Source organism: Desulforamulus aquiferis, assembly GCF_030577015.1.
In the GTDB taxonomy this organism is placed as follows: domain Bacteria; phylum Bacillota; class Desulfotomaculia; order Desulfotomaculales; family Desulfotomaculaceae; genus Desulfotomaculum; species Desulfotomaculum aquiferis.
On the sequence record NZ_JARPTC010000014.1, the window covers coordinates 132,766 to 155,254 of the forward strand.

Genomic DNA, 22,489 nt, shown 5'->3' on the forward strand with positions numbered 1-22,489 from the left:
TATATGGCGGAGTGGGAGGGATTTGAACCCTCGCTGGCCTTGCGACCACTAACGGTTTAGCAAACCGTCCTCTTCAGCCACTTGAGTACCACTCCATCTGATAAAATGGTGATCCATCCGCGACTCGAACGCGGGACACCCTGATTAAAAGTCAGGTGCTCTACCAACTGAGCTAATGGATCATTATAGAGGCGACAATTGCTATCTTAACATTAAGATAGGATAAATTCAAGTGTTAAATGTATCTTAATCATCCTAATATTGTTTTTTATTGAACCACTAATTTATGTACTGCATAAAGGCCCATATCCCTGCTCCTATTATGGCCAAAAATAAAAGCTTCTTGATAATTCCTGTGACAATTTTAAAACCAAAATAAAGCACTGCTGCTCCAAGGCCAAATAGCAACCATGTTGATTCCACTTTTACTAACCTCTCTTTCCTACCAGGTATAAACTAATTATAATGTAAGGTTTCTCTATTCAATGATTTATCCCTTCAGCATTAATAACAAAAATATCTGGCCCCTTTAAGTTCAATTTCACTAGCATGTTTAAACCTGTATAATGGTATATAGTTTTAATACTATGTTTGAGGATATAATGATAAAAAATAACTATTAATTGAGGAGTATTCGATGACAGAAGATATTAAAAAAGAATATCTGGTTCGCAAGAAAAAGTATGAGGGGGAATATATTGAATTAAAGAAAAAGGATAATATCCTTGCCTTGCAAAGAGGACTAATAGCTATCCTTTCTATAGGTTTCTTAATTTTTGGCTATCTTAAAGAAATCACTCTTTTCCCGATTTATATATTGCCTGCCCTTGTTCTGTTTGTTTACTTGGTTATCCAGCATAACAGGATTAAAAAAAGAATCCAATTTCTACAGAATCTGATCCAAATAAATAAAATTTCTCTGCTTAGATTAGAGGGAAAATGGACCAGTTTTGACAAATCAGGTAAGGAGTTCATGAATCCGGATCATCCTTACTCCGGGGACCTAAATATTTTTGGACAGGGGTCCCTATATCAATATATCAATTCCACTACATTTTTTATGGGTGAAGAAGCCTTAGCAAACTCATTAAGCCATCAGCCTGACTACCAGGAAATAGGCTTAAGGCAGCAAGCTATAGAGGAGCTGGCACCTCGTCTAGATTGGAGGCAACAATTCCAAGCCTCGGGAATGGGTAGTGAGAAGAAAAACAACAATATCCGTGGATTACTAAAATGGTCCAGGGAACAGCCCCTGCTTGAGGAAAGGAAATATATCTATCTAGTATGGCTCCTGCCTGTCACCACCGCATTGTTGATTCTATTAATGGCCCTAAGGATAGTGCCCACATATATTCCTTTGATATTTTTAACTACCCAGGTTATACTTGCCACCGCCAGTTTGAAGTTTACTTCCTTAGTATTTCGAGATACAGAAAATGCCGCCACAGAGTTGGAAAGATATAGAATACTATTAAACTATATAGAATCGGAAAATTATCAAGCTAGACTATTAAAGGACGGGCAAAAGAAATTATTCAGAGGTAAGCAGACTGCATCCAAACAAATTGAAAACCTTTCGAAGATAGGTGAGTTGATAAATCTTCGCTACTCAGTGGTCTATCTCTTTATTAATGCCCTTACCTTCTGTGATTTCTATATTGTGTGGAGGCTGGATAAGTGGAAAATACAATCGGGAATTTACTTAGAGAACTGGTTCCGGGTCATCGGACAATTTGAGGCACTCAATAGTTTAGCCTTGTTGGCCCATGATAATCAAGATTGGATCTACCCAGAGGTAATCAAGGGCTCTCCATACTTTTCTGCCAAAAACCTTGGACATCCCCTTATTAATGGTCAATCTAGGGTCTGCAATGATGTATCTCTACCAACCCCTGGTACGGTACATATCATAACAGGTTCTAATATGTCCGGCAAAAGTACTCTTTTAAGGACAGTGGGTATTAACCTGGTATTGGCCTATGCCGGAGCACCCGTATGTGCCCAAAATATGAAATGCTCACTAATGAGGATTTATACCAGCATTAAGGTTGAAGACAATCTTGAGCAAAATACTTCTGTCTTCTATGCAGAATTAAAGAGGATTAAAAAAATAATTGACTCGGCCCAGGAAGGCGCCCCCCTTATTTTTATGCTGGATGAAGTATTTAGGGGAACTAACTCACTGGATCGAATATTTGGTGCTAAAACAGTTATAAAAAATCTTTACCTCCTTTCTACCATTGGCTTTGTAACCACTCATGACCTGGAGATAAGTAAATTAGAGGAAGATTATCCTAACCATATCAAAAATTATCACTTTACAGATCAGTTTGTAAACAATGAAATAACCTTTGATTACCGTTTAAAGGAGGGTGTATCCACCACCACCAACGCCATTGCTTTAATGGAGATGATAGGAATAAAAATCTAACATGGTTAACCAATAATACTATTATGTAAACTGTAAAGGGGAATGCCCTAAATGAGATGAGGCATTCCCCTTTATTATAGGACCAGCTAGGTCCTACATTGCTAGCTTTATTTTTTTTCAATCTCCATAATAATTGGCAGAATCATCGGCCTTCTCCTGGTCCTTTCAAATAAAAATTTACTTAGCTCGGACTTTATGGCAGCCTTGATATATGTCCACCCACATTTTCCTTGATGGGTACATCTTTGCAGTGCACTTGTGACTTTTACCTTAGTTTCCTCTATTAGCGCTTCTGATTCTCGGACGTATATAAAACCTCGGGAGATAATATCTGGTCCCGCCAATACTTGATGGGTTTCCTTATCTAGGGTAATAACCACAATTAAAATTCCTTCTTGAGCCATTTCCCGGCGATCCCGTAAGACAATATTACCAACATCGCCAACTCCTAACCCATCAACCAGAACTCTGCCCGCAGGTACTCTTCCAGAAATCCTACCCTTTTCCTTTGTTAGCTCAAAGACTTGTCCTATTTCCCCAACAAAAATATTCTCCTGGGGTATGCCTAATTCCTGGGCAAGTTGGGCATGCTTCATTAGCATACGGTATTCTCCATGTACCGGGATAAAGTATTGGGGACGAATTAGATTTAACATCAGCTTAAGTTCCTCACGACTAGGGTGACCAGAAACGTGCACCTCAGAATCACCTTCATATATTACATTGGCCCCCAGCTTAAATAACTGGTTGATAATGCGAGAAACTGTTTTCTCATTACCCGGGATAGGCATTGCTGAAATAATTACCGTGTCTCCTGGCAATACGCCGAATTGACGATGCTCTCCATAGGCCATTCTAGTCAAGGCGGACATAGGCTCTCCCTGGCTTCCTGTAGTAAGGACCAGCACTTTGTTGCTGGGTAGCTTATCCACTTCATCAAGGCTTATTAATGTACCTTCAGGAATGTTGAGGTAGCCTAATTCTGAGGCAACTGTTATTACATTGACCATGCTTCGCCCAGCCACTGCAACTTGACGTCCGTACTTATGGGCTGTAATGATGGCCTGCTGCAAACGATGTATATTCGAGGCGAAGGTGGCGATGATGATCCTATCACTGGCCTCCCTGAAATATTCGTCAAAGGAGTTACCCACCAATCGTTCAGAAAAAGTGTATCCTTCCTTTTCCACATTGGTGCTGTCAGAAAGTAGTACCAGAACTCCCTGTTCACCCAGGGAGGCGAATCTATGCAAATCTAGAACGTCTCCATCTATAGGAGTATGATCTATCTTAAAGTCCCCTGTATGTACCAGTGTCCCCACCGGAGTATGAATTGCCAGGGCCATAGCATCCGGAATGCTGTGAGAAACCCTTATAAATTCTACCTTAAAGGAACCTATTTCTATAATGTCCCTTGGATTTACAGAATTTAAGGCAGCCTGTCTATCCATACCATGTTCCTTTAATTTACGCTCTACTAACCCTAAAGCAAGTCTAGAACCATAAATAGGAACATTTATTTGTCTAAGAAAATAGGGGAGCCCTCCAATATGGTCTTCATGACCATGTGTCAGTACTACAGCCAACAGCTTTTCACGATTTTCTACAAGATAGGCATAATCTGGCAGAACTAAATCAATACCCATCATATCTTCTTCCGGAAAGGCTAGCCCGCAGTCGATGACAAGGATTTGGTCTTGGTACTTAATCGCTGTCATATTTTTGCCGATTTCACCCAGCCCACCCAGTGGGATTATTGATAATGCCGACTTTTTTATTAGTGGTCACCTCCCAATATTATAAATGCAACCGGGTTAATTATACTGTAAATGTTTCCTAATTGGCAAATACTCCAAGAAATATAAAAAAACCGGGATAAGACTCAGAGCTCTCTACTGAATCTATCCCGGGTTTTTGGGTTACTCTGTAGTGCAAGGCCCTTTACCACAGTTGGGGCCAGTAGGACCGGCATTCTTTGGTAGTTTAGCTTTCTGCTCATCGGTCAGTACAGATTGACACTCTGTTTTGTTCCGCTGGCGTATTTCCGAAAGCTTATTCTTAAGTTCCTTTATCTCATTAACCTTTGTATCAACCTTTGACTTGTCTGGATTTCTTTGAAATTTTAATTGTTTTAATTCAAAGATGTTATCCTGTAGCTTTATCCGTAGCTCACGGGTTTCCTGATGATTTTTCTTCTGTATATCCCTTAATTTATTTATTTGTTCATCCGTCAATTTCAGGTTGTTAATGGGGTCTTCCCCTAAGGTGCTATAATGCTGCTTTGATCCGTGACCCCAGCCCTTTTCCGCTGAGGCTACCTGGACAATACTAAAAGCTAATAACAATGTAAGCATGATGGTAACAGCCTTTTTCATCTAAATAATCCCTCCTAATTTTTCTCTGGACGTTACACGTCCTCTATCTCTATTTTCTATAATGTACAGTTGGACAGGATTTTATTAAAAAAATGAAGCCACCAATTTATCTTTCGAAAGTTTATACAAAATTTACTCATTCATTAAAAAAACTGCCAAGGCACCAGGACCACCATAGGCCCCTACCACAGGACCGATAATTCCCAGGTGAATTTCCTTGGTATTAATATTTTTCTCTATTTCATCCTTTAGCAGATAGGCTTCTTCAATACAATTACCGTGGGACATAGCTATTATTTGGGCAGACGATCCCACAACATTTTCTTTTAGGGAGTTAACCAAGTGCTGAATAGCCCTTTTTCTACCCCTCACCCTATCTATAATGCCAACTTTTCCTTCTTGGTCTAAACGCAACATTGGATTTATTTTGAGAAGTGAACCTATTGAATATTGGATGGTACTTATTCTTCCGCCAATTTTTAGATAGTGGAGATCATTTACGGTCATAAAGGTTTTAAAGGTCTTAATTCTTTCAGTTAAATATTCAACAATTTCCGCCAGTGTTCTTCCTTGCTTTTGTAGACCTAAAGCTTTTAAAACAAGTAAGCCCTGACCCATGGATGCGGTTAATGTATTTACCAAGGTTATTTTGGCAGCAGGATAGTCTTCTAAAATAGTTCTTTTGGCAAGATTAGCACTATTGTAAGTCCCGCTTAAACCTGTTGATACTCCTATATATAAAATTTCTATATCCCTTATAACGTAATCTAAAAATTTATTGTAGAATGCCTGGGATGTTGCCTGAGATGTTTTAACAACATTTCCTGCCTTCATAGCCTGATAAAATTCTTCATAGGTTAAAGAATGTCCAAAGTCATCAAAATATTCTTTACCAGCTAACTGATAAGTAAGGGGAACATAATCCAATTTGTTACTATTAATAATCTCCAGGGGCAAGTCACAACACGAGTCTGTTAAAATTACAAAGTTTTGCAATGTCATCCTCCTGCAGGTTTGTTATTTTGCTAAAAAAAATACCCTTCGACTATCGGAAGAGTATTTTAACAGTTTATATGTGCCGTATTTTATCAGTGTATTAATCTTATGTAAACAAGTAATTTTTTCATTACTAAAAACTATTATTGTTTTGATAATTTCATTAAAGCATATAGGTCTAACGGTTCGTTAGTTCCTTCTTTGAATAATTGCCCTGGTATAACATGGTCTATGAACAGGATTCCCTCCAAATGATCTATTTCATGTTGCAGGCAGCGGGCCATAAAGTCTTTACCTTCCATTAAAAATTCTAGGCCCTGCCTATTCATGGCCTTTACTTTTACGTTTTTGGCCCTCTTTACTTTGCCCCAAATGCCGGGCATGGATAAACAAGCCTCCGGGCCTATTTGTTCCCCTGATTTGTCTATTATGGTGGGATTAATTAATTCAATAAAACCCTGTCCGGTATTTATAACTACCATTCTCCTCAGGATTCCCACCTGGGGTGCTGCCAGTGCTGCTCCGTTACTCTCAGCGTCAAGGGTCTCAGTCATATCGTCAAGTAAACTTAAAATATTTGAGTTTATCTCTGTAACTGGCTTACATACTTTCCTTAAAGCCGGGTCCCCTATTTTGCCAATAATCCGTTCAGCCATTATTTCACTCCTTGAAAATCACGTCTTAATCCTTTTTCCCATTTATCTATTTCATCAAGCTTGGTGAATTCTTCTATATCCTGCCGATTTGGATTTAAGTGCTCTTTTCTTATGATAACTTTTCCACCATTCTGAATGGTTATCCTGGCTATACGTAATACTTCGTTTAAGAAATATTCTTCCCCGGTGCTTATTGCCTCTTCAAGGGTCTCATAGGGCACCACAAGGTCCTTTGCCATAGGAGTAGCTGAATCCATTTTAGTTCCTCCAAAAGTTTTTATATCATAGCAATAGTATACCATTGGGTTTATCAGGTCAATATAGCTTTTGCCTAAATGTTCCACAGGCTACCTGATGATGCTCTGCCCTGTTTAACATTCCCTCCAGGACTTCTTTACCCAGAATAAGCATTAGCTCTAAAATATCAATTTCCTCCGGGACTCTCTTATGTCCGGCCCGATATGCCTTCACACCTGATACACACATCCTGCGGGTGGTTTGTTGTCCTTTGACAGGGATAAAAAAGGTACAGTCATTGCAAGAGTGGCGAAACTTTTCTCCCGTGTCCGGCAAAATCATTTTGCTGGCATAGAGATGGTTCCTTTTATAGTAATTCTTAACTCTTTCGTCCATAGTAAACCCCCTGCTCCGTCAAGGAAACAGCTCTTTTTATGCTGCCGGCCCCCCATCTGCTTCTTATTACGTCCAAGGCCTTATCTATTTGCTCGTTTTTTTGCCTAACATTAAAGATATCTATCTGTAATTCCCGGTTTTCTATAAGCTCTGATAAGGCCAGTCCCACCAACCTTATCCGAAGGTTGCTTGACCAGTATCTTTCTAAAAGGTAAACCCCCGTCTTATATATTTCCTCCGTAAGGTTAGTATACTGCCCCAGGGCCTTTGAGTGGGCCTCGGTATGAAAGTCCGGGTCCTTTATAACCAGGGAGATCCTCTTGCCTATACACCCGGCTTTTCTGGCCCGCTGCCCCACTTCCTCTGCAAGTTCAAGGATGACGACTTTGGCCTGCTGGTATCCGTAGTAGTCCCTGGGTAAAGTTATTTGGTTTCCTACACTTTTAATCACATCCAGGGAGTGGGGGTCTACGGGGCTATGGTCGACTCCCTGGGCAGAATAGTGTAATATTTCTCCAACTAATCCATATCTTTTGCGCAGTATCCCCACCGGAAGGGCAGCTAATTCCCCAATGGTTTGAATACCAATAGTACTTAGCCACCGGCTTATTCGGCTGCCCACACCAAATAGTTCCCTTACCGGCAGTGGCCAAATAATTTTGGGCCAATCATCAAGGGATAGCTCAATTATTTGGTTAGGTTTACGCAGCTCAGCAGCCATCTTAGCCAGCAATTTGTTCGGTCCAATGCCTATGTTTACCCCAACCCCTATTTCATTATTAATTCTCTGCTGAATCTGTTGGGCAATTTTAAAGCTTGAGCCAAAAAGATGAATGCAGCCAGTTACATCCATAAAGCTCTCGTCAATTGAGTAGGGCTCAGTCAAATCAGAATAGTCTTTTAAAATGTTATTAATCCTTGAAGAGTAAGCAGCGTATATAGAATGCTCCGGGTACACAAATATTCCTTCCGGGCATAGGAATTTAGCATCACCAATTAACATTCCAGTCTTGATGCCGTATTTTTTCTTGGCCTCAACTGAAGCAGCAATTACGATCCCCACCCTTTTGGCCGGATCTCCCCCTACTATAACTGGTTTGCCCCTCAGTCTTGGGTCCTCCGCCTGGTGAACCGATGCAAAAAAACTATTCATATCACATAGAAAGATTACTCTGGACAATTAATAAACACCACCAGAACATTTGTTTGCTTAGTGGTGTTATTATATAACCGAACGTGAGTTCTCTGCAATAGGAAATATTTGTCATTTCACAAAAAGGACCAGCCTGTTGAAAAAGCTATAATTGGGTTTTAATAATCCCGAGCAGCGACGTTCGAAGCAGTGGAAACAGCGCTTCGCGAAGCTGAGGATGCGAAAATGGGTGAGCGGACATGGACGTCCGCGAAAGCCTGAGGTAAATACGATGTTTACTCGAAGGCGGCCCATTTTCGCCCGAAGCAAGGGATTAGCGCTGTCCACTGCGGAGATAGGAGTCGTGAGGGATTATTAAAACCCGAATATAGGTAGTTTCTCGACAATCTGACCGCGCTTATTTACAGCGCGGTTCTACTTCGCTAGCTTTTCCAGCGTGGAAACTCTATTAGCCAAATAACTAGTATCAACCTCAATTCTATCAAGCTTTTCTATAACCTTAGTTAATTGTTCATTAGTTATTTCACGGGCATCAAAAAGAGCACGGATTTTATCAATAATTTCATTCTCTATGCTTGTTTCAAAGCGAAGCTGACTTTTTTCAAGGGAATCCAGTTTTTTACCTTGATGTTGGAGTGTTTTTAAAATTTGGTTTTGGTTTTCAAGGATTTGCTTAAGTATTTGTTCCAAATTCATTCTCCTTCCAGGCCTAATTCCGTACAGAACAACCTAACTCTCTTTACTCATACTTTTATTATGAATTATTATAACATTCCATCTAGTAATATAAAATGACCGCGCCTATTTATTTTACAGCGCGGTCCTAAAGGTTTCTCTATACAATCTTAGTTGTCCAATCCTCCACATTCCAGATATCAGTTACCCAATCTTCGTAAAAATCAGGGTCGTGGGAGACTAAAACCACAGTACCTTTAAATTCTTTCAGTGCCCTTTTTAATTCATCCTTGGCATCTACATCCAGATGATTGGTGGGCTCGTCCAGTACCAGCCAGTTAATGTCCTTAAGCATCAGCTTGCACAGGCGGACCTTCGCGTTTTCCCCGCCGCTTAGCACCATCATCTGACTGGTGATGTGCTCATTGGTAAGGCTGCATTTGGCCAAGGCCTGGCGGACTTCATAATTGCTCAATCCCGGGTACTCGCTCCAGATTTCTTCCATAGCGGTGTTGTTGTTATTGCGGCTGCTTTCCTGTTCAAAATAACCGGGATAAATGTTTTCTCCCAGGGTTACTTGTCCGGCGACCGGCTTAAGAAAGCCTAAAAGGGTTTTTAGTAATGTGGATTTGCCTAGGCCATTGACCCCTCTGATGGCTACCTTTTGGTTTCTTTCCAGCATTACATTCAGGGGTTTAGTAAGGGGCTCGTCATAACCAATTATTAAATCCTTGGCCTCAAATATAATTCTTCCCGGTGTCCTTGCTTCGTTAAATTTAAAAATAGGCTTGATCTTTTCCTTTGGCTTTTCTAGAATTTCCATCTTATCTAACTGCTTCTGACGGCTTTTAGCCCTGCCGGTTGTAGATATTCTGGCCTTGTTGCGGGCAATAAAATCTTCCAGCCTCTCTACTTCCTTTTGCTGTTTCTCGTAGGCCTTGAGATCCTGCCGCTTTTTTAATTCGTGCATTTGGAGAAACTGTTCATAGTTACCTGTATATCTAGTTAGAATGGTATTCTCCACGTGATAAATCACATTAATTACATCATTTAAAAAGGGAATATCATGGGAGACAAGAATAAAGGCATTTTCATAATTTTTCAGGTATCTTTTAAGCCATTCAATATGTTCAAAATCCAGATAGTTAGTAGGTTCGTCTAAAATTAATATGGTAGGATTTTGCAGTAATAATTTAGTCAGCAGCACCTTGGTTCTTTGCCCACCGCTTAAATCCGATACATCCTTATCTAAACCAATGTCGGTTAAACCTAACCCATTGGCTATTTCCTCTATTTTAGCCTCGATGGTATAAAAGCTATTCAGCTCTAAGATATTTTGAATCTCTCCCACATCTTCCATCATCCGGTTGATTTGATCCTCTGGGGCCTCCCCCATTTTATCGTAAATTTGCAGCATTTCCGCTTCTAAATCCAGCATACCCTGGAAGGCTTCCCTCAGAACCTCGCGGATTGTTTTACCCCTGGTGAGGTTGGTATGCTGATCCATATAACCAACGGTAACCCGGCTGGACCATTCTACCTTACCCTGATCCGGGGTTAATTCACCGGTGATAATATTTAAAAAGGTAGATTTGCCTTCTCCATTAGCCCCTACTAAGCCTACATGTTCTCCCTTTAACAGCCGGAAGGATGCATCCTCTAATATTGCTCTACCTCCAAAGCCGTGGGTTACATTTTCCACTGTTAATACACTCATTTGCTTCTCCTTTAAAATCTAAAATTTCACCAACCTGTATATTGTAGCTTGACTATACCGGTTAAGTCAAAATGTAATTTACTTGCCACTGCCATATTTATTAATTTCTTCAGCCAATTCATTTAGATAGGTCCATCGTTCCAGCAATTCTTCCAGACGTTCTTCTAACTCCCTTTGTTTAGCCAGCAATTCCTGCAAAAGACTGTAATCACTTCCGGCCTCATTAATTTTATCGTTAACGGTTTTTAACTCATCCTCTACTCCGACAATCACATCGTCTATTTGTTCAAATTCCCTCTGTTCCTTAAAGGTAAATTTCAGCTTGTCCTTTTTCTTTTCTTCCCTTTGCCCCTTTTTTTCCGTAATCTCCTTTGAGGTTTTTTGTTCAGATTCCATGGATTCTTTAATTTCCAAAAAATCCGAATAGCTACCTGTAAATTCAGTAATTCGGCCAGGGACACTAAAGGTAAACAGCTTGTCTACGGTACGATCCAAAAAATAGCGGTCATGGGATACCACAATGAGGGTGCCTGGAAAATCATCAAGGTAATCTTCTAGTATGGTTAAAGTTTGAATATCTAAATCGTTAGTAGGCTCATCCAGCAACAGTACATTGGGAGCACCCATTAGAACCCTCAATAGATAAAGTCTCCTCTTCTCACCTCCGGAGAGATTTTCTATTGCCGTCCATTGGACATTGGGTGGGAACAAAAAGCGGTTCAACATTTGAGAGGCGCTTATTTCTTCCCCATCACTGGTGGGCAGGTATTCTGCCACTTCTTTAATATAGTCAATGACTCTAAGTTCTTCATTCATTTCTATATTTTCCTGGGAAAAGTAACCTATCTTGACTGTCTGTCCATGCTCCACCAGGCCCTGATCCGGAGAAATATTGCCGGCAATAATATTTAAAAGAGTTGTCTTACCACTACCGTTAGGCCCAATGATGCCGACCCGTTCATGCTTACCAAAAATGTGGCTAAAATCCTTAATAATAGTCCTATCTTCGTAAGTCTTACTGATATGTTCCAGAAGAATAACCTTTTTGCCTAATCTACTTGAAACCACCGATATATCAATTTTGCCAGGGGCCTCTTCAAAGCTTTTTCCCTGCAGTTTATTGAAGCGATCAATCCTGGCCTTTTGCTTGGTAGTCCTGGCTTTAGCTCCACGCTGCATCCAGGCCAATTCATTCCTTAAGATATTTTGCCTTTTCCTTTCTGATGCTTGCTGTTGTTCCTCCCGCTCTATTTTTAGCTCTAGGAATTTACTATAATTCCCAGAATAGCGGTACAGCTTGCCCCGGTCCAATTCAATAATTGTGTTGACTACCCGATCTAGGAAGTAACGATCATGGGTAACCATCAACAGGGCACCCTTTCGCTTGTTTAAATACTGTTCCAACCAGGCAACTGTCTCATTGTCTATATGGTTGGTAGGCTCATCAAGAATCAGCAGGTCCGATGGGTTGATCAAAGCCCCTGCCAGTGCTATCCTTTTTCTTTGTCCGCCGGATAGCTTTACCACATGGGCATTAAAATCGGTAATCCCCAATTGGGTGAGTACAGACTTTGCTTCACTTTCAATCTGCCAAGCATTCATAGCATCCATTCTCTGTCCTAGCTGCAGCATGTTTTTCTGGAGTCTTTCATTCCCAGGCTCCCCATTTAAAAGGCCCAGGGCCCTTTCATATTCACGCAGTAATTCCATGACCGGGGAGGTTCCTTTAAAGACCTGCTCCAAAACGGTGGCCTTTTCTTCAAAATAGGGATTTTGGGGTAAATAATCCACCTGCAGGTTTTTTGCCATAAGGATATTGCCTCTGTCAGCGGAATCAAGTCCTGCTAAAACCTTTAATAAGCTGCTTTTTCCTGTACCATTTACACCCACCAGCCCGATTTTTTCACCCTCGGCGATTCCAAGGGAGACACCTTCAAATATCTTCTTAATACCATAACTTTTAGTGAGATTTTCAATAGATAGTAGATTCATTATGCATCCTTTCAAAATTCCGGTTACTTCCCAGTATTCAGACCAACAGAGGTTTATTCTTATTCTAACTGATTTGTTATAATGTTATTACCCAACAACATTATACTAAAGGATAAAAGGAAATGCTAAACTTCTTAAGTAATTGCAACGCCTGGTTTGGAAAACGCATGTTTTATGTCGTTCTAGTCCCACTACTATTGGGCTTTATAGCACCGGTAGAAACCACAAAGTTCTGGACAATTATTGCAACCCTGTCCTTTTCCTATATGACCTTTGCGGCATCCCTGGAGATTAGGATTAAAGATTTTTTAAATAGGCTGTCTAAACCATGGCTTACCTTGTGGATGCTGCTATTCATACACGGTGTAATGCCGGCTATCGCCTATCTGATAGGGATAATTTTCTACCCAGATAATGAATCAATCCGCCTGGGGTTCCTAATAGGTGCAGCCATACCCATAGGTGTCACGTCCCTAATCTGGTCTTCCATGAATGGGGGCGATGTTCCCTTATCAATGTCTGCAGTTACACTGGATACCTTGATAAGCCCCCTATTATTACCACTCTTTATTGCTATCGTGGTGGGAAAAATGATTCAGATTGATATGAACCATCTTTTAATAGGTCTCTTTTGGATGGTTACCGTTCCAAGTCTTCTAGGTATGCTGCTCCATGATTATACTAAAGGAACACTGGATAGGTATGTCCGTTCTATCGGGGGAGTAACCTCAAAGTTCGCATTATTTTTAGTGATTTATATTAACGCCAGCGCCATTGCGCCGGAAATAAACTGGGATTACTCTGTGGTTAAATTATTACTAGTGATATTAATTGTATCTGTTAGCGGGTATGTCCTTGGTTATTTCAGTTCCTATATTCTTAAGGGCCATCACCCAGACAGGATGGTCACCATGATTTACAGTGTAGGAATGAGAAATAACAGTCTGGGATTGGTTCTGGCACTAACTTACTTCCCACCCGCAGTGGCATTACCTATCACTTTGTCAATGCTCTATCAGCAACCCCTGGCTGCCGTAGTATCACAATTGTTAAACAGAGCCAAAAGAAAAAAACGCCTTGAAAGCGTCGAAACGTAAATGACTCCCGGGTTCTCCGGGAGTCATTTACATTTATTTAACTTCTCTACTATTTGTGTAGGTTTTTATTATGGATATAACCATATGCAACATCGACTATAAAGAGAAATTCTTCGATGATCTTACGCATAACCGTGCACCTCTTTTCGGGATAACAAATTAATAAGGCCTTATCTACAAAATACTCCTCTTTTGATAAAAAGTAAATAGACATGTACCTGACAATTTGATTACTTTTCCCTTGATTGCTCCATATTTCTTTAATTATTATACAATATGCATTTTCTAGAACAGATGCTTAGGGCGCATAGTGCCTTAGCTTGCTAATATCGTTACAATTTAGAGGTGTGTACTTTTAATATTAAACCGGCTTATTAATTCAGCTATTCGTTCAGAAAGTTTTTTTCTTATTATCCTTTTTAATTAGCAAAATTAACTTTAACTACAACTATTTCCGATTGGGTGCCAAGCCTCACCGGCGGACCCCATGTCCCATAACCGGAGGACACTATAACCTGCAGGTTGTCCATGGCCAGATAACCATGGTCAACCTCATAAAGTTTTCTTGTAACAAATTGATTTGGGAAAAACTGTCCCTTATGGGTGTGTCCGGATAGTTGCAGGTCAACACCATTATTTTTAGGTTCTTCCAAATTTACAGGTTGATGATCCAAAACTATAATTGGTTTACTCTTATCCATCCCCGTCATTATCTCTTCTAATTTTTTACGATCCTTTTTAGAAACGTCATCTCTACCTATGAGGTTTACACCGGCAACTTCTATATATTCATCCCTTAAAGTAATTATATTTGCTTCACTAAAAATTCTTATTGTTTCGTCCAAATTTCCACCATAGTACTCATGATTGCCCAACACTCCGTAGACCCCATATTTAGACTCTATCCCCCGTAGTGTTTCTATCTCCCTTTCTAACGCTTGATGGTCTCTATCGTCAAAGATATCCCCAGCCAGCAGCACTAAATCCGGCTGTAAGTAATTAATATCTCTAACCATCTTTTGTACATAACCTGTTCTTTTCGCACTATCAATATGGATATCCGATAATAAAACTATATTTAAGTCATCCCCAGGCTTTGGAATGGAAACATCATAGCTCTCCACTTTAATGTTAGTTGCATGTACCGTACCGAAAATGATCAGCAACAAAACTAAACCATAGGAACCAATAATAAACTGTTTGCTACTAATAAAGAAGCCAATAAAAACAACAATAATAGAATAGTAAAAGAATACTATCCAGTAGTTCCCTATTATATCTAAACCCTTAACGCCAAATCTACCTAAAATTGGTGACAGGGCAAGAATGATAAATATCCCCCAAAATACAAGCTTATTAATTTTAACCAGTTCATAAATCTGTCTGCCAATTTGCCAATTTATAAATGTGTATAGAATTAAAATTAAAACAAAAAAATAACGCATAAGAATCCCCTTTTTTATGTATTAGGTAATATCAAGACTATAACTATATTGTCTCCCATTGCCGCTTTCATTTATCAGAAATAAAAAAATTAGGCCTCTTAATTTATTAAGTCGGCCTTGTTTAGTATGAAAGATTAGTAAGCAGAATCCTATCGTTCCATACAAAAAAACGCAATTACTATACCAGCCAGTATAATAAGACATCCTAAAAACAAAAGCGCCATCATAGAAATGATAAACCCCTCCTCTAACAACTACTCTGTATCAAGCTCTAGTCAGTCTTATATTTCCACTGACAAATTCTCTTTTCCAGTAAATCTATGCCTTTATAAATGATATAGCCCATCATTCCCATGGCAATAATCCCGGCAAACATTTCAGGATATGCAGCTCTGGACCAGGCATCTAGCAGATAATAACCCAGCCCTTCTTGACTGGCCACAGTTTCGGAAAAAAACAAGACCGCAATGGCTGTTCCTGAGGCGATACGCAGTGATGTTAATACTTCCGGGATTACAGCAGGTAATACAACATGCCTGTATAAATCACCCTTAGAAGCACCAAGGCTGATCACGGAATGGATTACCTCATTATTTATACCCCTGGCTGCATCCCTTGTTGTGACAAGTATTTGAAAAAAAACAACCAATACTATTAGAGCGATCTTTGACAAGTCCTTTAAACCTAGCAAGGCCATTAATACGGGTAAAAAAACTATTTTCGGTATAGGATAGATAAGGTAAACCAGGGGCGATATGAATCGATCAAATTTACCCTCACGACCTAAAAACATACCCAGTGGAACAGCCAGGGCTAAAGAGATAAATAGACTTAACAATACCCGATAGGTACTTATTTGGAAATGGTAAAATAGTGTGCCTTGTATCTCAGCATAAAAGGTTTGTAAAGAAATTATTGGTCCGGGAAGGGCCGGTATTTTAAGGGCCCAGGAAAACAACTGCCAGAGCAGTAATAAGCAAAAAACCGATATGATAGTCTCATAATAGGTTACCCTTGTATTTTTAGCTGTCACTTTCCAATATCCCCCGCACTTTAGTGGCCATCTCGTAAAACTCTTTTGTTTTACGATAATCCTTTTGCCCCACCAATGGGTTGTCGACGATTGCCATTAATCTTCCCGGATTAGGGGACAATACGATAATCCTTTGACCGAGAAAAATTGCTTCCTCAATACTATGGGTGACCAAGGCAACACTCATATTTCCCTTTGACCATATCCTTTGTACCTGCTGCTGAAGGGCTTCCCTGGTAAGGGCATCCAGGGCCGAAAAGGGCTCATCCATCAATAGCAAATCGGGCTTCAAGGCCAAGGCCCTTGCTATACCGGTTCTCTGACGTTGTCCCCCGCTTAGTTGGGCAGGAAAACGATCCCTTAGCTCCCACAAACCCAATTCTTGTAAAATTGGACCTAAGATATCTTCAATTTCCTTATTGCTGACACCCCGAATGGTAAGTCCGAGGGCAGCATTGTCCCAGACCCTTTTCCAGGGTAGTAAGCCATAATCCTGTAAGATAAGGGCCGTTTTACGGCGGCCCCTACTAACTGGCTTTCCCTCAATTAAAACCTCTCCGGAAAAATTGTCCATTAGTCCTGATAGGACATAAAGAAGGGTCGATTTACCAGAACCCGAGGGACCGATTATGGAACAGGTCCCCCCCTTTGGAATTGTAAAGGTTACCTCCTCCAGGGCTTTAACCCTTGCCCCCTGGTGCCAATAAGCTACCGAAAGGCCGTTAACCTGCACCATGGTATCTTTGGCCGGACTGGACATTAAAGCACCTTCCCGTAAACCATATCATCATAGGTTAATTTATTTTTCAATAAATCATGTTCAAGCATCCATTCAATAACAGCATCCACATCTTCTTCCTTAGGAAGCTCGGGCGCAGAATAAATAAACCTTAACTGATTACCTGAACTAAGTAGGTTTTTAGGTATTTTCGCTTCTTCCATTAAAATATCATTGAACTGGTCGGGATTTCTCTGTATATCGGATACAGCCCGGCTATAGGCTTTCATTAATTTCTCAATATCTATATCATTTTTATCAAGGGTTTCCTGCCTTACAATTACCACTGTTTGGGCAAGGGTATTTTTAGAGTTGTCGGCTATTAAGTGGGCACCACCGATCTCTGCCAGTGTAGCCATGGGGTCAGGCAGAGTTGCTGCCATAACTGTTCCACCCATTAGGGCATCAAAGCGAACAGGCAGTTTAGGAACAGCAATTTTTTTAATATCCTCCTGACTAAGTCCCTTCTCCGTTAACATCCGGTCGGTAATATACTCATTAATAGTATTTAGGGACATGGCAATGGGTACATTTTTAAGTTGCTCTACAGATTTAATATCAGAATTTGGTGCTGCCAGGATAGCAAATCTATTTTCACCGGGGCTAATCCCCTGGGCAACAGCAACACTTTTTACCTTTGTCCCTGCATTATTCATGGTAGCAACAGCAATCAAATCCCCAATACCGGCATCAATCTGCTTTGCTGTAAAAGCACTGTCCCTTTCCAAAGCACTGGGAAAGGCTATTAATTCCACCTCAATGCCTTCCTCCTTAAAATAACCCTTTTGTTCTGCTACCCAAAAGGGCAAGTTATCTGCAATTGGCAGCATACCCACCTTCAGTTTAGTGGATTCCTGCCCGCAACCACCGGCAAATAAAATAATTATCGGCAGTAGTACGGCAAATAAATATTTTTTCATCTTAATAATTCACCCCTAAAAATTCGCCTCTATTCGGCATATTATCTTTAATCAAAAAATTCTCTCTAATAGTCTATAAATCCTTCTTTGCTTAACTACAGTTATCAAAAACCCGTTGTCCTAAGACAACGGGCGGGTTTTATAGAAAATCTGTTATAAAAAAGTTATGAATCTAAGAATGAGACTTTATTTATACATTAAACTTGTTTACCATACTATTTAGTTCCTCTGATAATTGACTTAAGGCTTCAATAGATGCTGAGACATTTCCCATTATTACAGTTTCCTCATGTGTTGAAACAGTTACTGTCTGAATTCCTGTAGAAATTTGTTCTATAGCGGATGCGATTTGTTGCATTTGTGCCGTTAAGGATTGTACTAACGAGCTAATTTCAATAAAGCTATTGCCAACTTCTTCTACAATTCCAGTTCCCTTAGCAACCTCTTGATTCCCATCTGCTATGCAGGTAACTGCCCTTTGGGATTCATATTGAATGGAATGTACTAAAGCAACGATATCCTTTGTTGCCCTACCTGACTGTTCAGCTAGTTTCCTAATCTCATCCGAGACAACAGCGAAACCTCTTCCCATGTGACCTGCCCTAGCTGCCTCTATGGCTGCATTTAGGGCTAGCAGATTAGTTTGCTCGGATATATTAGTTATAAATTCAACAATACGGTTAATCTCCCGGGACTTTTCATTTACTTTACTAATCACTTCTCCTAATTGCAAGGTAGAACTGGCTATATTCTTCATCTGAAGGCTAACTTTATCAATACCTCCAGTTCCTTTTTCAGCTTGCCTGGCTGTATGTTGTGATACCCTTGATATCTCTTGAGTATTTGATGAAATTGTATCAATTGTAGAAGCGATTTGATTCATGGTACTAGATGTTGTCGTAGCTTTATTAACAGTATATTGACTACTATTTCTTAAAGTATTAGTGGAATTTTTCATCTCAAGGGACTTATGTGCTATTTGCTTGATAAGTATCCTCATTTGATTTAACATTACCTTAAATGAATCTGCTAAAATACCTACTTCATCCTTTGATCCTGCATTAATATCCACGGCTAGATTCCCTGATGCTATTATTCTTGTTGTTTTAACTAATTCCTTAATAGGTCTTAATAATATCTTGAAAATAAAGTGCAGTAATATGGAACTAAATAATACACCTATGGCTACCGATACCAATCCGGATATTAAAAGACTATTTAATCTTTTTACGTGTTCCTCTCTAGAAATTCCCGCTTTAATATATCCAACTGGTTGCCCAGAATAGTCTTTAACCGGAATAATTAAAACTGCAGTGCTATCATTATTTATATTATAAAACTTAAAGGTCTTTTCTGCTAAAGCCTGTTGTAATATATCTTCATTGATTGAAAGGGTATCTTGTTCACTGGTACTGCCTAATAATGTTACTTTCTTATCAGAATCATTTATTGTATCACCATTTAAACTATAAATATAAAACTCCCCTGGAATGCTTTTTTGGATATTTTTGGCAAAGGCATCCCCAAAATCACTTCCAATCTCCATGCTTCCCATATGAATCTCTTGATAATTTATTGGAACCACTACTCTAAAACCAAATCCACCTACGCCCTGCTCTAACCCTTGAACAACCCTTTTCTTATCGTTACATTCCACCACCGTTTTGCGGAAAGAGGATAAATCATCTCCATAATTATCCGGTTTATGTGCCCTGTAAAAAGCTGTTGCCGGAGGAATATGAAACTGAAGTTGGGAAATTCCTTCTGCTTTTAGCTCATTAAAAATTGGCATAGTTAATCTCGCGATCTCAGCCCGGTTCCTTTCAGCAAAAGTTTTTTGAATATCCGGGTTCTCTGAAATACTTAATGCAGAATATCTTGCACTATTAATTTGACTGTCAAAGGCATTTTCTATAGTTTTATTAACAAGTTGATAATAAGAGGTTTCATTTTTTAAAATAGAATTCTTTGTTTGCAAGTAGTCAAACATAACTAACATAGTTAGAGTCATGATAATTAGAAGAGTTATACTAATAAACATTTTAGTCTTCATTGACATTTGCAAACCCCCACTATGTTTTTAATATTTTGAATTTTTTTATTAGTAGATATTTCCTTAAAGTATATCCTTTGAAAGTTAATCGAATATGTCCTTACTAAGACATTTTATATGTCTTTGTTAAGACAATTTTTTTGTCCTATATTTGACATGCGAAAACAAAGTGTGGTTTAAAACACCTAATAACAAAACACGCCGTCTTATTCAAAAGACAGCGTGTTTTGTAAAATTACTCACCTACTCTCCCAGGGGCTTGCGCCCCGAGTACTTGTCACGTACTTGTCACGGGGACGGTTCTACTTGTCACGGGTACTTGTCACGGGGACGGTTCTACTGACAGCTTTCAATACTTGTCACGGGGACGGTTCTACTGACAGCTTTCAATGAATTATGGAGACTAATACTGTCACTAGAACCGTGCCCGTGACATGTGAAACGTGAGGGGTGTGCCGAAAGTTAAGTTTCAGCACACCCCCAAGCCTTTGACTTATAAAATTTTAACTAAACCCTTTAATTCATCAATAGTTCTTGATAAGTTCCTAAGGTTATCTTGTATTTCCTTAGTTGCTACAGTTTGTTTATTACCAATGTTTGTTGAGGTATTAACCAATTCACTCATATTGGTCACTGATTCCTTAATATTTTTCAAGGTTTCACCAACTTGTATTACGGAGTTAGCAGTTACATTTGATAGTTTTCTTATCTCATCTGCTACAATTGTAAAGCCCTTTCCTTGCTCCCCTGCCCTAGCTGCCTCTATGGCTGCATTTAATCCGAGGAGCTTAGTTTGGTCAGATATTTTTTTTATTGTGTTTAATATTTCATCTGAATGGTTCAATTCTTTAATAGCTTCATCTACACCTTCCGTAAGCTGTTCGCTTATATTTGAAACATAGCTAGCACCATCAGTTATGGCCTGAATATTGCCATTAACATTGATGAAAGATGAATGAAATTGATTTATAGCTAACTCCAATTTCTTTTGGTTATCCAAGCTTGTCCCCATAGCCACAGCACCAATAACCTGGTTATCCTCATTGAATACCGGGACACAATAGGCTTTGAAAGGAACACCATAAACCTCCGGGCCTACCTCCACCATTTTAGGAACCCTATCCCTAATACTCTGGAACACCGCTCCTCCAGGGGTTATTGGATCACCAACTCTTTCATGGGTATCTAGGCTTTCTCCGGACTGATATGCTAATACCTGTTCTATATCATATACACCCACTGCCACATCCTGTAGAATTAAACTATTCAAATAAGGTGAAACTTTTATAAACGCATCCAACAAATCCTGTCCTATTAACATCTTCATTGTGACCCCCACTATTTATAAAATGTAATACATCATTATTAGACATATTTGTTCAAAAACCTCTTCATTTGCCACCACTTGGGTAAATCATTATTACCCTTTAACATTAAGAAACCCGCCGTCTTAATCAAAAGACAGCGGGTTTTGTAAAATTACTCTGGCGACGACCTACTCTCCCAGGGGCTTGCGCCCCGAGTACCATCGGCCCTGGAGGGCTTAACTGCTGTGTTCGGGATGGGAACAGGTGTACCCCCTCCGGTATCGCCACCAGAAATTCGATATTCGATGTTCGTCATTCGAGGTTCGATCCAAGCATTCCTCTTGGGTCTTACCTCAAGCATATATCCAATTTATGTGTTCCTTCAAAACTGAACAGCTTTAAGTAATCGTCGTATATATTTTTCTTAGTTCGAACTTCGAATCTCGAATCTCGAACTTCGATTTAGGTCAAGACCTCGACCTATTAGTACCGGTCGGCTGCAGGCATTGCTGCCCTTACACCCCCGGCCTATCTACCATGTAGTCTTCATGGGGTCTTACCTACTTGCGTAGTGGGAAACCTCATCTTGAAGGAGGCTTCGCGCTTAGATGCTTTCAGCGCTTATCCCTTCCGGACATAGATACCCAGCACTACCGTTGGCACGATAGCTGGTACACCAGCGGTCCGTCCATCCCGGTCCTCTCGTACTAGGGACAGCTCTTCTCAAGTTTCCTGCGCCTGCGACGGATAGGGACCGAACTGTCTCACGACGTTCTGAACCCAGCTCACGTACCGCTTTAATGGGCGAACAGCCCAACCCTTGGGACCTACTACAGCCCCAGGATGCGATGAGCCGACATCGAGGTGCCAAACCTCCCCGTCGATGTGGACTCTTGGGGGAGATAAGCCTGTTATCCCCGGGGTAGCTTTTATCCGTTGAGCGACGGCCCTTCCACTCAGAACCGCCGGATCACTAAGCCCTACTTTCGTACCAGCTCGACCTGTACGTCTCGCTGTCAAGCTCCCTTCTGCCTTTACACTCTTACGCGCGATTTCCACCCGCGCTGAGGGAACCTTTGGGCGCCTCCGTTACCTTTTGGGAGGCGACCGCCCCAGTCAAACTGCCCACCTGACACTGTCCTCAATCCAGCTTCATGGACTAAAGTTAGAATTTCAATACTTAAAGGGTGGTATCCCAACGGTGACTCCATAAGTACTGGCGTACCTA

General features: G+C 40.2%; 19 protein-coding genes, 2 tRNA genes and 2 rRNA genes. 2 read left to right on the forward strand and 21 right to left on the reverse strand.

Translation table 11 applies throughout. From position 1 onward, the window contains the following. Nucleotides 1-4: 4 nt before the first annotated feature. The 3 genes from P6N53_RS10310 to P6N53_RS10320 all read right to left on the reverse strand — a co-directional run bounded on the left by P6N53_RS10310 (nucleotide 5) and on the right by P6N53_RS10320 (nucleotide 423). Nucleotides 5-95 (reverse strand) — tRNA-Ser (locus P6N53_RS10310). Between the two features lie 11 nt (nucleotides 96-106). Next, a tRNA-Lys gene (locus tag P6N53_RS10315) sits at nucleotides 107-182 on the reverse strand. 97 nt (nucleotides 183-279) lie between these two features. After that, entirely contained in the window at nucleotides 280-423 is a 144-nt protein-coding gene (locus P6N53_RS10320; protein ID WP_304542807.1) for a hypothetical protein, read from the reverse strand. A gap of 214 nt (nucleotides 424-637) precedes the next feature. On the opposite strand from P6N53_RS10320, the gene P6N53_RS10325 reads away from it, so the two are divergent. Then, entirely contained in the window at nucleotides 638-2,431 is a 1,794-nt protein-coding gene (locus P6N53_RS10325) for a MutS family DNA mismatch repair protein (protein ID WP_304542809.1), read from the forward strand. A gap of 107 nt (nucleotides 2,432-2,538) precedes the next feature. On the opposite strand, the gene P6N53_RS10330 is transcribed toward P6N53_RS10325, so the two are convergent. From P6N53_RS10330 to P6N53_RS10375, 10 genes are all read right to left on the reverse strand, one after another. Further along, nucleotides 2,539-4,209, reverse strand: coding sequence for a ribonuclease J (locus P6N53_RS10330; RefSeq protein WP_304542849.1), 1,671 nt, complete (start codon nucleotides 4,207-4,209; stop codon nucleotides 2,539-2,541). 141 nt (nucleotides 4,210-4,350) lie between these two features. Continuing rightward, entirely contained in the window at nucleotides 4,351-4,806 is a 456-nt protein-coding gene (locus tag P6N53_RS10335) for a Spy/CpxP family protein refolding chaperone (protein WP_304542810.1), read from the reverse strand. Nucleotides 4,807-4,938: 132 nt separating this feature from the next. Then, a complete protein-coding gene (locus P6N53_RS10340) occupies nucleotides 4,939-5,802 on the reverse strand; it encodes a DegV family protein (protein ID WP_304542812.1) in 864 nt (287 codons plus the stop codon). Between the two features lie 143 nt (nucleotides 5,803-5,945). Beyond that, nucleotides 5,946-6,458, reverse strand: a complete 513-nt coding sequence (def, locus tag P6N53_RS10345; protein WP_304542814.1) for a peptide deformylase — start codon at nucleotides 6,456-6,458, stop codon at nucleotides 5,946-5,948. After that, nucleotides 6,458-6,715 carry a hypothetical protein gene (locus tag P6N53_RS10350; RefSeq protein WP_304542816.1) on the reverse strand — a complete coding sequence of 86 codons (258 nt, stop codon included), beginning with the start codon at nucleotides 6,713-6,715 and terminating at the stop codon, nucleotides 6,458-6,460. Before P6N53_RS10350 ends, def begins: the two co-directional genes overlap by 1 nt. Nucleotides 6,716-6,773: 58 nt before the next feature. After that, nucleotides 6,774-7,091: a hypothetical protein gene (locus tag P6N53_RS10355; protein ID WP_304542818.1), complete on the reverse strand. Its 318-nt coding sequence runs from the start codon at nucleotides 7,089-7,091 to the stop codon at nucleotides 6,774-6,776. After that, complete coding sequence (locus P6N53_RS10360) at nucleotides 7,075-8,271, reverse strand: DNA polymerase IV (RefSeq protein WP_304542820.1); 1,197 nt, start codon at nucleotides 8,269-8,271, stop codon at nucleotides 7,075-7,077. Before P6N53_RS10360 ends, P6N53_RS10355 begins: the two co-directional genes overlap by 17 nt. 387 nt (nucleotides 8,272-8,658) lie before the next feature. Then, nucleotides 8,659-8,934: a hypothetical protein gene (locus P6N53_RS10365; RefSeq protein WP_304542823.1), complete on the reverse strand. Its 276-nt coding sequence runs from the start codon at nucleotides 8,932-8,934 to the stop codon at nucleotides 8,659-8,661. A 145-nt stretch (nucleotides 8,935-9,079) separates the two neighbouring features. After that, nucleotides 9,080-10,636, reverse strand: a complete 1,557-nt coding sequence (locus tag P6N53_RS10370; RefSeq protein WP_304542825.1) for an ABC-F family ATP-binding cassette domain-containing protein — start codon at nucleotides 10,634-10,636, stop codon at nucleotides 9,080-9,082. Between the two features lie 78 nt (nucleotides 10,637-10,714). Beyond that, nucleotides 10,715-12,628 carry an ABC-F family ATP-binding cassette domain-containing protein gene (locus tag P6N53_RS10375; RefSeq protein WP_304542827.1) on the reverse strand — a complete coding sequence of 638 codons (1,914 nt, stop codon included), beginning with the start codon at nucleotides 12,626-12,628 and terminating at the stop codon, nucleotides 10,715-10,717. Nucleotides 12,629-12,750: 122 nt separating this feature from the next. Here P6N53_RS10375 and P6N53_RS10380 point away from each other — a divergent pair, with 122 nt between their 5' ends. Next, a complete protein-coding gene (locus tag P6N53_RS10380) occupies nucleotides 12,751-13,725 on the forward strand; it encodes a bile acid:sodium symporter family protein (protein WP_304542829.1) in 975 nt (324 codons plus the stop codon). Nucleotides 13,726-14,144: 419 nt separating this feature from the next. Here the strand turns inward: P6N53_RS10380 and P6N53_RS10385 are convergent, their stop codons facing one another. The 8 genes from P6N53_RS10385 to P6N53_RS10420 all read right to left on the reverse strand — a co-directional run. Further along, nucleotides 14,145-15,170, reverse strand: coding sequence for a metallophosphoesterase (locus P6N53_RS10385; protein WP_304542831.1), 1,026 nt, complete (start codon nucleotides 15,168-15,170; stop codon nucleotides 14,145-14,147). A 271-nt stretch (nucleotides 15,171-15,441) separates the two neighbouring features. Beyond that, on the reverse strand, nucleotides 15,442-16,203 hold the full coding sequence (locus tag P6N53_RS10390) for an ABC transporter permease (protein ID WP_304542833.1): 762 nt from the start codon (nucleotides 16,201-16,203) through the stop codon (nucleotides 15,442-15,444). Continuing rightward, the gene (locus tag P6N53_RS10395) at nucleotides 16,193-16,963 is read right to left on the reverse strand and encodes an ABC transporter ATP-binding protein (protein ID WP_304542835.1); all 771 of its coding nucleotides are present in this window, start codon (nucleotides 16,961-16,963) and stop codon (nucleotides 16,193-16,195) included. The genes P6N53_RS10390 and P6N53_RS10395 overlap by 11 nt, the downstream gene beginning before the upstream one ends. Further along, a complete protein-coding gene (locus tag P6N53_RS10400) occupies nucleotides 16,963-17,901 on the reverse strand; it encodes an ABC transporter substrate-binding protein (protein WP_304542837.1) in 939 nt (312 codons plus the stop codon). The genes P6N53_RS10395 and P6N53_RS10400 overlap by 1 nt, the downstream gene beginning before the upstream one ends. Before the next feature lie 190 nt (nucleotides 17,902-18,091). Next, nucleotides 18,092-19,954: a methyl-accepting chemotaxis protein gene (locus tag P6N53_RS10405; RefSeq protein ID WP_304542839.1), complete on the reverse strand. Its 1,863-nt coding sequence runs from the start codon at nucleotides 19,952-19,954 to the stop codon at nucleotides 18,092-18,094. 493 nt (nucleotides 19,955-20,447) lie between these two features. Next, nucleotides 20,448-21,281, reverse strand: coding sequence for a methyl-accepting chemotaxis protein (locus P6N53_RS10410; RefSeq protein ID WP_304542841.1), 834 nt, complete (start codon nucleotides 21,279-21,281; stop codon nucleotides 20,448-20,450). A 155-nt stretch (nucleotides 21,282-21,436) separates the two neighbouring features. After that, nucleotides 21,437-21,553 (reverse strand): 5S ribosomal RNA (gene rrf / locus P6N53_RS10415). A gap of 171 nt (nucleotides 21,554-21,724) precedes the next feature. Beyond that, nucleotides 21,725-22,489 (reverse strand): 23S ribosomal RNA (locus P6N53_RS10420); the annotation flags it as partial.

Coding starts and splice junctions, on each gene's coding strand:
- P6N53_RS10325 (WP_304542809.1), top strand. CDS start 638: ATGACAGAAGATATTAAAAAAGAATATCTGGTTCGCAAGAAAAAGTAT.
- P6N53_RS10335 (WP_304542810.1), bottom strand. CDS start 4,806: ATGAAAAAGGCTGTTACCATCATGCTTACATTGTTATTAGCTTTTAGT.
- def (WP_304542814.1), bottom strand. CDS start 6,458: ATGGCTGAACGGATTATTGGCAAAATAGGGGACCCGGCTTTAAGGAAA.
- P6N53_RS10350 (WP_304542816.1), bottom strand. CDS start 6,715: ATGGATTCAGCTACTCCTATGGCAAAGGACCTTGTGGTGCCCTATGAG.
- P6N53_RS10355 (WP_304542818.1), bottom strand. CDS start 7,091: ATGGACGAAAGAGTTAAGAATTACTATAAAAGGAACCATCTCTATGCC.
- P6N53_RS10370 (WP_304542825.1), bottom strand. CDS start 10,636: ATGAGTGTATTAACAGTGGAAAATGTAACCCACGGCTTTGGAGGTAGA.
- P6N53_RS10375 (WP_304542827.1), bottom strand. CDS start 12,628: ATGAATCTACTATCTATTGAAAATCTCACTAAAAGTTATGGTATTAAG.
- P6N53_RS10380 (WP_304542829.1), top strand. CDS start 12,751: ATGCTAAACTTCTTAAGTAATTGCAACGCCTGGTTTGGAAAACGCATG.
- P6N53_RS10385 (WP_304542831.1), bottom strand. CDS start 15,170: ATGCGTTATTTTTTTGTTTTAATTTTAATTCTATACACATTTATAAAT.
- P6N53_RS10395 (WP_304542835.1), bottom strand. CDS start 16,963: ATGTCCAGTCCGGCCAAAGATACCATGGTGCAGGTTAACGGCCTTTCG.
- P6N53_RS10400 (WP_304542837.1), bottom strand. CDS start 17,901: ATGAAAAAATATTTATTTGCCGTACTACTGCCGATAATTATTTTATTT.
- P6N53_RS10405 (WP_304542839.1), bottom strand. CDS start 19,954: ATGAAGACTAAAATGTTTATTAGTATAACTCTTCTAATTATCATGACT.
- P6N53_RS10410 (WP_304542841.1), bottom strand. CDS start 21,281: ATGAAGATGTTAATAGGACAGGATTTGTTGGATGCGTTTATAAAAGTT.